The organism is Kitasatospora sp. NPDC088548 (assembly GCF_044753005.1).
In the GTDB taxonomy this organism is placed as follows: domain Bacteria; phylum Actinomycetota; class Actinomycetes; order Streptomycetales; family Streptomycetaceae; genus Kitasatospora.
Genome location: NZ_JBIVMI010000005.1, coordinates 192,555 through 206,279, shown reverse-complemented (window position 1 = coordinate 206,279; position 13,725 = coordinate 192,555). Strand labels below are relative to the sequence as shown.

9 protein-coding genes and 2 pseudogenes are annotated in these 13,725 nt (G+C 73.7%); 5 read left to right on the top strand and 6 right to left on the bottom strand.

Annotated features, from left to right (window positions below; genetic code table 11):
* Positions 1-118: 118 nt before the first annotated feature.
* A pseudogene (locus tag ACIP82_RS10060) lies at positions 119-415 on the bottom strand (M4 family peptidase); the annotation flags it as partial.
* Between the two features lie 353 nt (positions 416-768).
* Between ACIP82_RS10060 and ACIP82_RS10055 the strand changes: the two are divergent.
* Together ACIP82_RS10055 and ACIP82_RS10050 are read left to right on the top strand one after the other, a co-directional pair.
* Positions 769-2,586, top strand: a complete 1,818-nt coding sequence (locus tag ACIP82_RS10055; RefSeq protein WP_400652654.1) for a hypothetical protein — start codon at positions 769-771, stop codon at positions 2,584-2,586.
* Positions 2,587-2,669: 83 nt separating this feature from the next.
* Positions 2,670-2,843 carry a hypothetical protein gene (locus ACIP82_RS10050; RefSeq protein WP_363608211.1) on the top strand — a complete coding sequence of 58 codons (174 nt, stop codon included), beginning with the start codon at positions 2,670-2,672 and terminating at the stop codon, positions 2,841-2,843.
* A gap of 53 nt (positions 2,844-2,896) precedes the next feature.
* On the opposite strand, the gene ACIP82_RS10045 is transcribed toward ACIP82_RS10050, so the two are convergent.
* Positions 2,897-6,088: a discoidin domain-containing protein gene (locus tag ACIP82_RS10045; RefSeq protein ID WP_400652651.1), complete on the bottom strand. Its 3,192-nt coding sequence runs from the start codon at positions 6,086-6,088 to the stop codon at positions 2,897-2,899.
* Positions 6,089-6,625: 537 nt separating this feature from the next.
* Between ACIP82_RS10045 and ACIP82_RS10040 the strand changes: the two genes are divergently transcribed.
* Entirely contained in the window at positions 6,626-6,937 is a 312-nt protein-coding gene (locus ACIP82_RS10040; protein WP_363608209.1) for a hypothetical protein, read from the top strand.
* A 391-nt stretch (positions 6,938-7,328) separates the two neighbouring features.
* Positions 7,329-8,306, top strand: coding sequence for an MFS transporter (locus ACIP82_RS10035; protein ID WP_400652647.1), 978 nt, complete (start codon positions 7,329-7,331; stop codon positions 8,304-8,306).
* Positions 8,307-8,793: 487 nt separating this feature from the next.
* Here the strand turns inward: ACIP82_RS10035 and ACIP82_RS10030 are convergent, their stop codons facing one another.
* Genes ACIP82_RS10030 through ACIP82_RS10020 form a run of 3 tightly spaced genes read right to left on the bottom strand, consistent with a single transcriptional unit; the run spans position 8,794 to position 11,872 of the window.
* Positions 8,794-9,876: a glycerate kinase gene (locus ACIP82_RS10030; protein ID WP_400652645.1), complete on the bottom strand. Its 1,083-nt coding sequence runs from the start codon at positions 9,874-9,876 to the stop codon at positions 8,794-8,796.
* Positions 9,873-10,727 carry a sugar phosphate isomerase/epimerase family protein gene (locus ACIP82_RS10025; protein ID WP_400652642.1) on the bottom strand — a complete coding sequence of 285 codons (855 nt, stop codon included), beginning with the start codon at positions 10,725-10,727 and terminating at the stop codon, positions 9,873-9,875. Before ACIP82_RS10025 ends, ACIP82_RS10030 begins: the two co-directional genes overlap by 4 nt.
* Positions 10,724-11,872 carry a dihydrodipicolinate synthase family protein gene (locus ACIP82_RS10020; RefSeq protein WP_400652640.1) on the bottom strand — a complete coding sequence of 383 codons (1,149 nt, stop codon included), beginning with the start codon at positions 11,870-11,872 and terminating at the stop codon, positions 10,724-10,726. Before ACIP82_RS10020 ends, ACIP82_RS10025 begins: the two co-directional genes overlap by 4 nt.
* A 38-nt stretch (positions 11,873-11,910) precedes the next feature.
* Between ACIP82_RS10020 and ACIP82_RS10015 the strand changes: the two are divergent.
* Positions 11,911-12,291, top strand: a pseudogene (locus ACIP82_RS10015) (RNA-guided endonuclease TnpB family protein); the annotation flags it as partial.
* 207 nt (positions 12,292-12,498) lie between these two features.
* Here the strand turns inward: ACIP82_RS10015 and ACIP82_RS10010 are convergent.
* The gene (locus ACIP82_RS10010) at positions 12,499-13,650 is read right to left on the bottom strand and encodes a Gfo/Idh/MocA family protein (RefSeq protein ID WP_400652639.1); all 1,152 of its coding nucleotides are present in this window, start codon (positions 13,648-13,650) and stop codon (positions 12,499-12,501) included.
* Between the last annotated feature and the right edge of the window lie 75 nt (positions 13,651-13,725).

Sequence of the window (13,725 nt, the reverse complement as noted above, 5' to 3'; positions counted from 1 at the left end):
CGACGGAGTCGACGACGGCGAGCTTGGTGCGCGCGGTCTTCTCGGCGTTCTGGGCGCTGATCCGGGCGGTGGTGGCGCCGCCGATGCGGCCGGAGGCGGCGGACTGGAGGCCGCGGACCTTGCCCTGGGAGTCGGCGAGCACGACGGCGTCGCCGCCGACGACGGGCAGGCCCTTGTAGCTGCGCTCGTAGGCGACGGAGTAGAGGCCGCCGACCCAGGGGGTGACGTTCGTGCGCTCGTACGTCTCGTCCGGGCCCTTGGCGAGGGCGTCCAGGCCGGCGGCGGCCAGGGCGCTGGGCGGCGCGGGGGTGGGCGCGGCGGTGGCTGGGTCCACAGTGGCGGCGATGGTGCCGGCCAGCACGGTCAGGGTGGTTGCCGCGGTCAGTAACCGGCCTGCGGTAGCACTGCGTTTCATCGAGGCTCCTAGCATGTGGGGGTCCTCGACCGCGGAAGGCATGGCTGATGGCGCACCGCAGGGCCGTGTTCGGGGACGGCCGTGCGGGCCTTGCTGGTCGCCGGCCCGACCCGCACCCCGGGCAGGCCGGCCTGCGCCGTTCTGCCGCGCCACCCCGTTCCGGTGTTCCCGGAACCGACCGAGCCTTCGCGCCGTCCCCTCCTACGACTGAGGTCCGGGACCCGCGAACGGAGCCGCCCGCCCGCCGATCAACCGCCGCCGCCGGGCTTGCCGGACGGGCGGGGTGGGAAGGACGGGGCAAAGGCCCGGATACGGGGGAGCGAGCGGGCGGCGGGGCGCGGAGTGGGGGGCGTGTGACGAGTCGTGTCAGGCATGCGGTGCGGGGCGGGGCGGTGGGGCTGGCCGTCTGGTGGCTGTGGATGCCGCTGCTCGCGTTCGTCGTCCGGCTGGTCAAGCACGTCGCGTTCGGCGGCTTCGGGCAGCAGGACCAGAGCTATCTGCTGCTGATCGAGCGGGAGTTCTTCCCGAACGGCGGTCCACTGGATGCGGCGCCGCTGTTCTGGTTCTGGGTCGCGGTGGGGCTGTGCGGCACGGTGTGGGGGGTCGTCCACATCGCGGACGAGGCCGGGGCGGGCCTCGGCGGGTGGCGGGTACGCCTGACCGTGGCGGTGGTCGTGGTCGCGATGGCCGGCTCGCTGGCGCGCGCCGGCACCGGGCTGTGGGACGCCGACAAGGACGCCGGCCGCTTCTACGCGGCGGCGACCGTGCTCGACATCCCGGCCGGCGGCGCGGGCACACCGCGTTCGGTGCTGCCGGTGACCGAGCACACCCGCCCCGGCGACGGCGGCCGCTGCGACCTGGTGGGCACCGCGGACGTGCCGGCCTGTGTGAAGACCGCGCCGATGCCGGACTTCGACTTCGAGGCGCGCACCGCCTCCTACGCCGCCGCGACCAAGGCGCTCACCGACAGCGCCGGCCTGACCTCCGGGATCCACCTGCTGGGGCACAGCCTGCACTACCTGCCCGACGACTCGGCGGGCGGCGGAGTGTGGACGGCCGTCCTGGACGGCTCCGGCGAGCAGCCGATGGAGGGCGTCGCCGTCTGGGACGGCCGCTCGAACTCCGTGGTCACCTGCGCCTTCCGCGGCGACCACGCCTTCCGCCGGGCCTTCGGCGGGACGGGGGCCGTCAGCCTGCGCAACCTGCTCGCCGAGCGCTTCCCGGGCCTGGTCTACAGCGACCAGGACATCTGGGGCTACTGCGACGGCACCGACCCGCGCACCGCCCAGCCGGTGGTGGTCATCTCGGTGGCGCGGCAGACCGGCTTCCGGCAGCGCACGGTGCTGGAGCCGGCCGGTGTGCTGGTGCTGCGTGGCTCGCCGGACGGCCGCCCGGAGGTGTCCTACCGGGCGAACGTGGCCCCGGGCGAACTCCCGGGGGCGGTGTACCCGGCCTCGGTGGTCCGCTCGCAGATCCACGAGGTGCAGTGGCTCGGTGGGCGCGGCGCGAAGGACGACCGCGGCTTCGGCTACGCGCACACCTCGGCGGCGACCAACGCCACCAACCCGGGGGAGTTCCTGCTGCGCTCGAAGGCGGACGGGCACCTCTACTACGTGACGCCGCTGGTGCCGAGGGACAGCTCCTCGCAACTGGTGGTGGCCTTCGCCGTCGTGCAGGCCGACCGCGCCGGCGGCGGCCTCAACGACCTGCACGTGTACGTGCGCGGCGACGACGACCCGTCGGTGAACCTGGACGTGCTGGCCAGCCGGATGGTGTCGTACATGGCGCAGCAGACGTCGATCACCATCAGTGCCGGGAAGGACGGTGCGCTGCAGGAGATCATCCCGTTCGGCCGGGACAAGTGGCGCGGTTTCGTGGACTTCAACGGGCAGACCCAGGACTACATCGACCTTTCCGGCGACGCCCGGGTGACGCCCAATCTGGTCTCGCTGAACGGCAGTATCACCGCGCCGGGCGGCCGGCCTCCCCAGGCCCCGTCCCCGTCCTCGTCGCCGAACCCGGCCTCGCCCTCCGCGCCCGCGGCTCCGCCGGCGGGCGGATGCGGCGACGACCCGGGGAAGTTGACGACCGGGCAGCTCGCGGCCTGCGTCGCGGAGCTCTCCAAGGCGCTCCAGGGCCGCGTCCAGGACCAGGCCACGCCCCGGCCCTGACCCCCGGGGCACGCGCCGTCGACCGCCGGTCCGCCTCGCCGGCCCCGTTCGCCCGGCCGTGGCCGCCGGCCGCCTGGCCGGACGTGCCGACCAGGTTCCTGCTGTCCGCCGACGACCGCTTCTTCCCGGCCGGATTCATGGGGGTCGCCGAGCGCCTCGGTCTGCGACCGGACGAGCTGTCCGGCGACCACTGCCCGATGCTCGGCCACCCGAAGGAGGTGGCCGAGCATCGGGAGGCCTGCCGCACCGCGCTCTGAGCGCGACAGGGCGGCAGGGCGGCAGAGCGGCAGAGCGACAGGGCCTCGGACCGTCAGGAGACGGCGATCTCGCCGAGCTGCAGGTAGTGGTCGCCGAACTGGTCGGTGCTCAGCCGAGTGCCGGTGACCTTCACGTAGCGGGCCGTGGCCGGTGCGAATGGGAAGGTCAGGGTGCCGCCCGGGCGGGGCTGGTCGTGGCGGTCCTCGACGGTGGTCCAGGTGGTGCCGTCGGTCGAGACCTGGACGGTGTAGTCGACCGGGAACCCGAGGCCGGTGTTGGCGCCGTCGGTGCGCGGGGTCAGCCGGACCTGCTCGATCCGGCTCGCGCCCTGGAGGTCCACGACGACCGACTCGTTGGCCGCCGCCGTCGGCGACTTGAGGCTGCTCCATCCCATCGAGTAGCCCGCGGCGGAGTTCAGCACGCCGTCCGTGGCCGCGGCGCGGCCCCAGCCGGAGCCCTCGATCGAACTCGACGTGGTCACCGGCCGGTTGGCAGCCAGGTTGTCGCCGGCGGCCTCGATCTCGGCGAGCTGCATGTGGTAGTTGCCGCGCGGGTCGGTCCGCAGCCTGGTCCCGGTGACCTTGACATAGCGCACGTCGGTGGGCGCGAACGCGACGGCCTGGGCCGAGGCGTCGGGCCGCGGCTGGTCGTGCCGGTCGGCGACGGTGGTCCAGGTGCTCTTGTCGGTCGAGACCTGGACGGTGTAGTCGACCGGGAAGCCCAGGCCGGTGTTGGCGCCGTCGGCGCGGGCGAAGAGGTCCAGCCGGCTGATCCGGCGGTTCGAGCCGAGGTCGACGGTGACCGACTCGGTGTGGTCGGTGGACACGTTGTTGATGCTGCTCCAGCCGAGGGTGCCGGTCGGCAGCGACCGGCGGCCGTCGGTGAGGGCGGCGCTGCTCCAGCCGTCGGCCTCGTAGCTGCTGGTGGCGGAGACGGCGGCGGCCTCGGCGGGGTCGGTGCCGGGGTTGAGCCGCACGTTGTCGAAGCGGGCGGCGGCGCCGCCGGTGACGAGGCCGATGTTGCCGACCGGGTAGCCCGAGTCGTCGACGGACATCAGCTTCGTCGCGCCCGCGTACACGTCGAGCGTCGAGCCGCGGGTGACGACCCGCAGGGTGACCGTCTGACCGGGGGTGAAGCCGGGCACGTTGGCGGTGCGCAGCATGGTGTTGCCGCGGTTGACGAAGACCTCGCCGTTGTTGCGCAGCGCCACCAGGTAGCCGGTCTGGCGGTCGACCGGGTTCTGGCTGTGGACGGTCAGGCCGGCCCAGTTCGCGTTGCCACCGCTGGCGTTGGTCCCGGTGATCCGGACGTCGACGGAGGCGGCGACGTCCCCGTAGGCGCGTCCGGCCACCGCGGCGACGTTGTTCCACTCGTCACCGGCGCTGGTCTGCGCGTAGCCCTGGTCGCCGGTGACGGACCAGGAGCCGTGGGTGTGGCGCCACTGGGTGTCGGCGCCGGAGGAGAAGTCGTCGGTGAACGGGTAGGAGGCGTCGGGTCCAGGGGAGGTGAGGGCGTCGAGGATCTGCTTGTGGCGGTAGTCGATCTCGGTGCCCGAGGTGGTGAACTCGGTGGAGCTGGTGATCAGCGACGAGGTCAGGGCGTGGGCCAGGACCGGCTTGGTGGCGGCGAGCTGCTTGAGCAGCTCGTAGTCCTGCACGCCGGCGAGCAGGGCCTCGCTGCGCATGCTGTCGAAGACGTCGGGCGCACCGGGCTTCGGGTTCGGGCGCACCAGGAACGGGTCGCCGCTGGTCCAGCCGTTGAAGGTGTCGACGCCCTTGTACTTGCCGGCGTTGGCGTCCCACTCCGACCAGATGTTCCAGCCCCAGTGGAGGAAGCCGTTACCGCCGATCGCCGACACCATCCACGGCGTCAGCCGGGAGTCGGAGAGGGGGTAGCTGATGAGGCGGTTGGCGTGGCCGTCCTCGGGGCTGCCGCTGAAGTAGAGCCAGAGGTCCTTGCCGGCCAGGCGCTTGTCCTGGTAGTAGGCGGCGTTGGCGTCGTAGTCGTCGTCGACGTGCGGGGTGAGGGTGGAGAGCGTGTTGTCGACGGAGGGCCCGGTCCACAGGTGGGCCTCGTTGGTCATGCCCTGCGGGAAGTACTGGTGGAAGCGCTGGTAGAGCCAGTTGGAGTTGGCCGCCCAGCCGGTGTTGGCGGGGTTGGGCTCGTCGGACGCGGAGAGGTAGAACACGTCGCTCCACCGGCGGCCCGGTGCGCAGACCGTTCCCGCGTCCAGGCACTTGGTGTCGAGGTGGGCCTTGAGCGCGGGCAGGGCGGCGGCGAGGTACTTCTCGGCCTGGTCCGAGCCGGGTGCCACGCGGGCCATCCGCACCCCGCCGCTGCCGTCCGGGACGAGGACCTCCACGTTCGAGCCGTCGTCCTCCAGGAGGTGGGGGGTGTAGATGTACTGGAGCGCTCCGGCGTCCTGGAAGAGCTGGACGAAGCGGTCGAAGGTCGTCCAGTCGAAGGTGTAGGTGCCGTTCACCAGCGTGGTGCCGGGGATGGCGAGTGCCTGGAAGTCCGCGAAGACCGTGTTGTTGCGGTGCTTGGCGTGGTTCTTGGCGATGTTCCCCATCAGGGTCCACCAGTCGGGGGAGTACGCGTCCACTCCGTACTGGCTGGGTATCGAACTGGCCGTCAGGGTGTAGTCCCAGCCGACCGAGGTGAACCAGTTGTTCAGCCGGAAGGTGGAGCGGTTCGTCGGGGGCAGTTCGGCCGCGTACACCGTCACCGAGACCGGAACGTCCACCGGGCCCGCCGAACTCTTCACGGTGGCTTTCCCGGTGTAGGTGCCGGGCGCCTGCCCGGGGGGCACCGCCACGCTGTAGTGGTACGGCTGGGTGGTGTTGGTCGCCAGGTTGTAGGGGTCGTTGCCGACGAGCGCGTCGTAGTACTCGTTGCCGCCGTTCGGCGGGTCCTGGCGGTGCGGGCTGTTGTTCTTCGAGATGTTCGGGTGGTTGTATTCCCGGTTGACGGTGATCCTGGAGGCCGGGATCACCGCCCCGCCCGGTCCGGTGAGGTCGCTCGCCTGCACCGACAGACCGGTCAGGCTCCCCCCGGAGCGGACGGCGATCTGGGCGGTCTGGACCTCGTTCCGCGCGGCGAACATGGTCACCGGACCGGTCGGCCGCTGGGGGGCCGGCGAGGACGAGAAGACATGGTCGGCGCCGCTGGCGACCCAGACCGAGGGCGGGGCGGCGGCCCCGGCCTGACCGGGCAGCACGGAGGCCGCGACCAACGCCGCCAATGCCGCTATCGAAGCCCTTGTGGACAGTTTCCCCACGACATCCCCTTCATCGTATTCATACTGCTCCGCGCACGGTCGATCCGTGGCGCTGCAAGTCATATCGCATGAAGAGCAGGTTGTTTGAGGTTTTGACAGAAAAGCGGGATCTTCCTCAGCGTTGCCGCGGACGGCGCCCCGGGGCCGGGTCGAGGGGGAGCCGGTCACCGGTGGTGCCGGCTTCCAGCCGTCGTAGTTCGTCAGCACGTGCTGACGGAGGATCCTGGTCACGGCGACACCGTTCCGATCGGTTGTCTGCCCGGCCGCGGGGGGCGGCGGGGGCGGGCGTAACTGCGGGGACGCGCCGCACCCTAGCGATGGTGATCAGCTCCGAACAGATCGGGATTGACCGTTCGGCATATCCACCCGAAAACGATCATTCAGAGATCGGCCTGTTGTGCACCGCGCGGGCCGGGCCGGAGCAAACCCGGTGACACACGTGGGTTACGCAAGGAGACTGTCTGCGGAGACACGGACAACCGAAGGCTGAGGGGCAACACGGTGGCACTGGCCAAGAAGGGTTCCCGCCGCATCGTCGTCGACGGTGTCGAGTACCGCTGGCGGGTGAGCAGGCGGCACCTGTGCTGTGACTACGAAGGCGGCACCTTGGGCTACGTGGCGGAGGAGGCGGCCCGCCCGGGGGCGACGCTCGTCGTGGAGACCGGACGGCGGGCCTTCGTCGCCCCGGACCTGGTGCCGGACCAGGTCGTCCTGCCGGGGGAGGTCGCCGCCGGTATCCGGGCGGCGCGCTCGAAGGGCTGGACGCCGAGCTCCAGCGGCTCGCCCTTCAAGCTGGACCTGTCCGCCGGCTGAGTGGGGCGGCTCGGGCTCCGCCGGTCCCGGCCGCTGCCGCGACAGCGCCGGGGCGTCATCGGGTATCGGAGAGCGTGGCGCCCGCACCTGAGGCCAGGGCGTCCCCCAGCGCCGTGCGCTGGTAGAGCACGGAGCGCCCCGAGCGGGCGCGGCTGAGCAGGCCGGCATCGAGCAGGACCGCGAGGTGGTCACCGACCGCGCCGGTCGCCAGCCGGAGCTGGCGGGGGTGTCCAGCGCGGCGAGGACCCGGGCCCGCGAACGCCCGATCAGCGCGCCGAGGGCCTGGGGCGGGCCGGCGGGCGGTGTCCCCAGGAGGGCGGCGGTGCCGCGGGCGGGGTAGATCAGGGTCTTCGGCCAGGGCGGCGCCGTGTGCGCCGCCACGGTCGGGACGATGAAGACCGAGGGGATCAGCAGCAGTCCCTCCCCGGCCAGCGCCACGGTGTCGCCGGCAGCAACGCGGACCTCGATCGCCCCGTCCCGCCACGACACCCCGTCGTGCAGGCCGGCGATCACGGCCTCCCACCCCTGTTCGCCGATCAGGCCCACCCGGTGCACCACGTCCCGCTCGCTGACCGGCGATGCCTATGTGCTGGGGCGGTCACTGAACAGCATGGCCTCCTCGGTCGCCCAACTGGCGGGCCTGGCCGTCGGCGGGGCCGCCGTCGCGGCTCTCGGCACCCGCCAGGCGCTCGCCGTCGGCGCCGCGCTCCACCTCACGGCCGCGGTGGCGGTGCGTCTGGGCCTGCCGCGAATCGACCCCGGCAGCGGTCCGTCCGGCTCCGTGGCGAAGGCCGGACTGCGCGGGACCGCAGCCCTGATGAGCACCCGGTGCCCGCGACGGCTGCTGCTCGCGCAGTGGCTGCCGGGCGCCGCCACGGCCGGCGTCGAGGCGCTGATCGTCGCCTACGCGGGGCAGCGGCACTTCGCCCCCGGCACCTACGCCCTGCTGATGGCCTGTGTGCCGGCCGGCATGCTGACGGGCGCCCTGGTCGTCGGCCGCCTGGTGCGGCCGCCCGTGCGGGAGCGCCTGGTGGCCCCGCTCGCCGCAGTGATGGGACTTCCGCTGCTGGCCTTCGCGGCCGGTCCCGGCGCCGGGTTGAGCGCGGTCCTGCTGCTCTGCGCCGGGACCGGCTTCGCCTACTCCCTGGGGCTGCAGCGGGCCTTCCTGGACGCCGTGCCCGCCGCCGCCCAGGGTCAGGCGTTCGGGCTGCTGCACTCCGGCACCATGACCCTGCAGGGCGTCGGCCCCGCCTGCTTCGGTGTGCTCGCGACCGTGGCGGGCACCGGCGCCGCGATGGCCGCGGCCGGCGCCGCCACCTTGGCGACCGCCTGCTGGATCGCCACCTGGCACACCGCGACCCCGTCGTAGTCGCGGCCCAGGGCCGCCCTTTGCCCGGGCACCCGCTCGCGGGGTCCGGAAAAGTGTCGACTCCATCATGGCCTGTCAGGGGGCCTGTCCGGTAGGACCGGGAGCACAGCCGATCGCCCTTGTCCGGCGCCTCGGCGACGCGCAGACTCGACGTCATCCACTCTCCCCGGCTCCGTGCCGGCGCCCGCTCCCGGGCGCCGGCACGTACGTCGTGCTGCCCTGCGCGGCCGCCGGGGAGGGGGCGACGACGAAGGGGGACACGGTGAATCAGGATGCGGTACTGCGGGCGAGGATGCTGCTGCTCGGCACGGACCGGCGGGTGCTGCGGGGGCGGCGGGGGCTGTGGGCCTACCGGGTGCTGACGCAGGTCTCGCCCGAGGTGTACGGATCGAAGCCGGCCCGGGTGCTGGTCGACGCGACCCGCTTTCCGGTCCGCTGCTCCCACCGCGGGCACCACGCGGGGGCGCCCGGGGGCGCTGCTCGGGCGTCAGCCCGCGCTGTGGGTGCGGGCCAGTCGGGCGCCGGCGGCGGTGAGCCAGTGGGCCGCCCGGTGGCGGGCGTCGGCCGGGTCGCCGGACAGTGCCGTGAGGGTGAGCGCGCCGGGGTCGGAGGCCTCGCCGGCGACGACCCGGGCGGGGATGCCGGCCCGCTCCGCGCGGGCGAGGACCTCGCCGACCGCCTTGCCGTGCAGGCTGGTGAGGTCGAAGAGGCCCTCGCCGGTGATCACCAGGCCGGCCCCGGAGAGGGCCGCGTCGAGTCCGGTCAGCCCGGCCACCGCCGCCGCACCGGGGACCACCCGGGCGCCCCAGGCGTTCACCAGGCCGTAGGCGGTGCCGCCGGCCGTGCCCGAGCCGGGGAGGTCCGGGTCGCCCCCGAGCAGGTCGGCGAAGCGCCGCAGCCCCGCCTCCAGCAGGGCGATCCGGGCCGGGTCGGCGCCCTTCTGCGGGCCGTAGACCGCGGCCGCCCCGGTGGGGCCGAGCAGCGGGTTGGTGACGTCGGTCAGCAGCCGGACGCCGCCGGGCGGGGCGGGGCGCAGGGCGGTTCGGTCGAGCCGGGCGGCCCGGGTGAGGGCGCCGCCGCCGTCCGGGAGGTCGGCGCCGGTGTCGTCCAGCAGCCGCAGGCCGAGGGCGGCCAGCAGTCCGGCACCGCCGTCGGTGGACGCGGAGCCGCCGAGCGCGACGGTCACCTGCCGCGCGCCGGCGTCCAGCGCGGCGGCGATGGTCTCGCCGGTGCCGCGGGTGCCGGCGGTGAGCGGGGCGAGGGCGTCGCCGAGCAGCGGCAGGCCGCCCGTGTCGGCCAGTTCGACCAGCGCGGTGCCGTCCGGCAACAGCGCGAAGCGTCCGGCGACCGGCCGCCCGTCGGGGCCGGTGCAGCAGGGGACCAGGTGCAGGACGGCGCCGGGGAGGGCCGCCGCGAGCGCGTCGAGGGTGCCCTCCCCGCCGTCGGCCATCGGACGGATCAGCAGTTCGTCGCCCGGCCGCACCGAGCGCCAGCCGGAGGCCAGCGCCAGGGCGGCGTCCCGGGCGGTGACGGTGCCCTTGAAGGAGTCCGGCGCGACGACGACCCTCACGGCGTGGCCAGGTGGGTGCGGTGCCGCTCGATGAGGGTGCGCAGCGTCAGCTCGCCCGGGGTGTCCCAGATCTCCTGGTTGAAGATCTCGACCTCGATCCAGCCCTCGTACCCGGCGGCGGTGACCAGGTCGGTGAGGGCACGGAAGTCGATGTGGCCGTCTCCGACGTGGCCGCGGCCGAGCAGGGCGTCGGTGGGCAGCGGCAGGGTCCAGTCGCACACCTGGTAGGAGGCGATCCGGCCCTCCCGCCCGGCGCGGGCGATCTGCTCGCGCAGGGCCGGGTCCCACCAGACGTGGTAGCTGTCGACGACGACGCCGACCTGCCGGGCGGGGTGCAGGGCGGCGAGGTCGAGCGCCTGGCCCAGGGTGGAGACCACCGCCCGGTCGGCGCAGAACATCGGGTGCAGCGGCTCGATCGCCAGCCGCACGCCGAAGTCGCCCGCGTGCGGGGCGAGTTCGGCGAGCAGGTCGGCGACGGCGGCGCGGGCGCCGACCAGGTCGCGGCTGCCGGCCGGCAGGCCGCCGACGACCAGCACCAGGGTGTCGGTGCCGAGTTCGGCGGCCTCCTCGACGGCCTGGAGGTTGTCGGCGAGCGCGGCCCGGCGTTCCCCGGGCCCGTCGGCGGTGAGGAAACCGCCCCGGCAGAGGCTGCTGACGGCGAGTCCGGCGTCCCGGCACAGCTTCGCGGAGCGGGCCAGGCCGGTCTCGGCGACCTTGTCGCGCCACAGCCCGATGGCCGGGATGCCGGCGTCCGCACAGCCCCGCACGGCCTGCGGCAGGCTCCAGCCCCGGGTGGTGATCTGGTTGAGCGACAGCCTTTCGAGGCCGTTCATCGCGTCGGCGCCGTTCATGCCGTCACCCCCGCGACCGCGAGCAGCCGGCGCATCCGCCCGGCGGCGAGGTCGGGGTCGGGGAGCACCCCGGCCGCGTCGGCGAGCCGGAACAGCTCCACCAGGTGGGGCACCGAACGCCCGCTCTGTGCACCGCCCACCATGGTGAAGTGGTCCTGGTGGCCCGCCAGCCAGGCGAGGAAGACCACGCCGGTCTTGTAGTGGAAGGTCGGTGCGGCGAACAGGTGCCGGGCCAGCGGCACGGTCGGCGCGAACAGTTCCTCGTAGCGGTCGAGGTCGCCCTCGTCCAGCGCCCGCAGCGCCGCCGCGGCGGTGGCCGCGATCGGGTCGAAGACGCCCAGCAGGGCGTGGCTGTGGCCGAGTTCGTCGCCGCGGATCAGCTCGGGGTAGTGGAAGTCGTCACCCGTGTACATCCGCACGCCGGCCGGCAGCGCGCGGCGCAGGGCGATCTCCCGGCCGGCGTCCAGCAGCGAGACCTTGATGCCCTCGATCCGGTCGGCGTGCGCGCCGATCAGCTCCAGCACGGTGGCGGCGGCCGCGTCGAGGTCGGTGGAGCCCCAGTAGCCGGCCAGGGCGGGGTCGAACATCTCGCCGAGCCAGTGCAGCAGCACGGGGCGCTCGGAGCCCGCGATCAGCGCGCCGTACACCTCCAGGTAGTCCTCCGGGCCGCGCGCGGCGGCGGCCAGGGCGCGGCTGGCCATCAGGATCGGCTGCGCGCCGGCCTCCTGGACCACGGTCAGCTGCTCCTCGTAGGCGGCCCGGACGGCGTCCAACGGGTGGGTGCCGGGGGCGAGCTGGTCGGTGCCGACGCCGCAGGCCAGCCGGCCGCCGCAGGCGCGGGCCGCAGCCCCGGAGCGGGTGATCAGCTCGCGGGTGGCCGGCCAGTCGAGGCCCATGCCGCGCTGGGCGGTGTCCATCGCGTCGGCCACGCCGAGGCCCAGCGACCACAGGTGCCGGCGGAAGGCAAGGGTGGCGTCCCAGTCGACGGCGGCGGGTGCGCCGGGGGCGTTGTCGCCCAGCGGGTCGGCGACCACGTGGGCGGCGGCGAAGGCCACCCGCGAGCGGGCCGGGGCGGGCGAGGCGGGCAGGGCCGCGGGCTCGCGCAGCCGGATCCGGCCGTGGCCGGGCAGGTCGATCTCGGTCATCGGAATTCCTTCGTGGATACTCTCGGCTTTGGCCGGGGGAGCGGCTCGTTCGTGAGAACCAAACGATCGTGATCGAGGATCTGACCGTCCGGAACATGCTCAGGAACCGGACGCTTGCCCGTGCCGTCTCGGACGCGGGCTGGGCCGAACTGCGGTCCATGCTGGAGTACAAGGCCGACTGGTACGGCCGGGACCTGGTGGCCGTGGACCGTTGGTTCCCCTCGTCTGAACTGTGTTCGGCCAGCGGCATCCTGCGGGGCAGGATGCCGCTGAACGTCCGTGAGTGGACGTGCGGCTGCGGTGCGACCCATGACCGGGACGTGAACGCGGCACGCAACATCGTTGCCGCCGGGCTGGCGGTTGCAGCCTGTGGAGGCGGTGCAAGACCTCAACGCAGTACTCCGGGCGGTCGTCGGTGAAGCAGGAAGTAGTCCCACCGCCGCGCTCGCGCGCAGCGGCTCAGCCGCGAGGCTGAGGGGACCTCCCTCTCCTCAGGAGGGGAAGGAAGTCAAGGTGTCAGTGCATCCGTCTCGTCGGCGGGCGGCTGCGGGGCGGTCGGGTCCCCGGCGGCCGGGTGCGGGGTGGCCGGGTGCCGGCCGGCCGGCCCGGGTGCGGCCGACGGGCGGTCACAGGGACAGTTCGTGGACGTCCATCCGGCGTCCCTCGTGGGCGGAGCGCAGGCCGAGTTCGGCGAGCTGCACGCCCTTGGCGCCCTCCAGCAGGTCCCAGTGGTAGGGGGAGCCGGTGGTCACGTGGCGCAGGAACAGCTCCCACTGAGTCTTGAAGCCGTTGTCGAACTCCTCGTTGTCCGGCACTCGCTGCCACTGCGCGCGGAACGGCTCGGTCACCGGCAGGTCCGGGTTCCAGACCGGCTTGGGGGTGGCCGCGCGGTGCTGGAAGCGGCACTCGCGCAGTCCGGCGACCGCACTGCCCTCGGTGCCGTCCACCTGGAACTCCACCAGCTCGTCGCGGTCCACCCGGACCGCCCAGGAGGAGTTGATCTGGGCGGTGATGCCGCCCTCCAGCTCGAAGACGCCGTACGCGGCGTCGTCGGCGGTGGCCCGGTAGACCTGCCCGTGCTCGTCCGTCCGCTCGGGGATGTGGGTGGCGGTGTGCGCGTACACCGAGCGGACGGGGGCGATGATGCCGTCCAGCACGTAGCGCCAGTGCGGGAACATGTCGAGGACCATGCCGCCGCCGTCCTCGGCGCGGTAGTTCCAGGACGGCCGCTGGGCCTGCTGCCAGTCGCCCTCGAAGACCCAGTACCCGAACTCGCCGCGCACGGAGAGGATCCGGCCGAAGAACCCGCCGTCCACCAGCCGCTTGAGCTTGCGCAGGCCGGGGAGGAAGAGCTTGTCCTGCACGGCGCCGTTGCACACCCCGGCGTCGCGGGCGAGGCGCGCGAGGTCGAGCGCGGCCTCCAGCGACTCGGCGGTGGGCTTCTCGGTGTAGATGTGCTTGCCGGCGGCGATCGCCGTGCGCAGCGCGGTCTCCCGGGCGGGGGTGACCTGGGCGTCGAAGTAGATCTCGGCGAGGGGGTGGGCGAGGGCCTCGTCGAGCGAGGTGGTCCAGTGGGTGAGGCCGTGCCGGTCGGCGAGGTCCTCGAGCTTGGCGGCGTTGCGGCCGACCAGGATCGGTTCGGGCCACAGCGTCTCGCCGTCGCCGAGCGGCAGGCCGCCCTGGTCGCGGATGGCGAGGATGGAGCGGACCAGGTGCTGGCGGTAGCCCATCCGGCCGGTGACGCCGTTCATGACGATGCCGATCACCCTGCGGGGCATGGGGGTTCTCCGATTCGTTGCTGGTGCGGGGACGCGATGCGGGGGCACGCGATGCGTGTGCACGTGGTGCGGGGC

Bases quoted from the DNA above. Each gene is read 5' to 3' on its own strand.
- ACIP82_RS10035 (WP_400652647.1), top strand. From the start codon at position 7,329: ATGAAGACCGAGGGGATCAGCAGCAGTCCCTCCCCGGCCAGCGCCACG.
- ACIP82_RS10025 (WP_400652642.1), bottom strand. From the start codon at position 10,727: ATGAACGGCGCCGACGCGATGAACGGCCTCGAAAGGCTGTCGCTCAAC.
- ACIP82_RS10020 (WP_400652640.1), bottom strand. From the start codon at position 11,872: ATGACCGAGATCGACCTGCCCGGCCACGGCCGGATCCGGCTGCGCGAG.
- ACIP82_RS10010 (WP_400652639.1), bottom strand. From the start codon at position 13,650: ATGCCCCGCAGGGTGATCGGCATCGTCATGAACGGCGTCACCGGCCGG.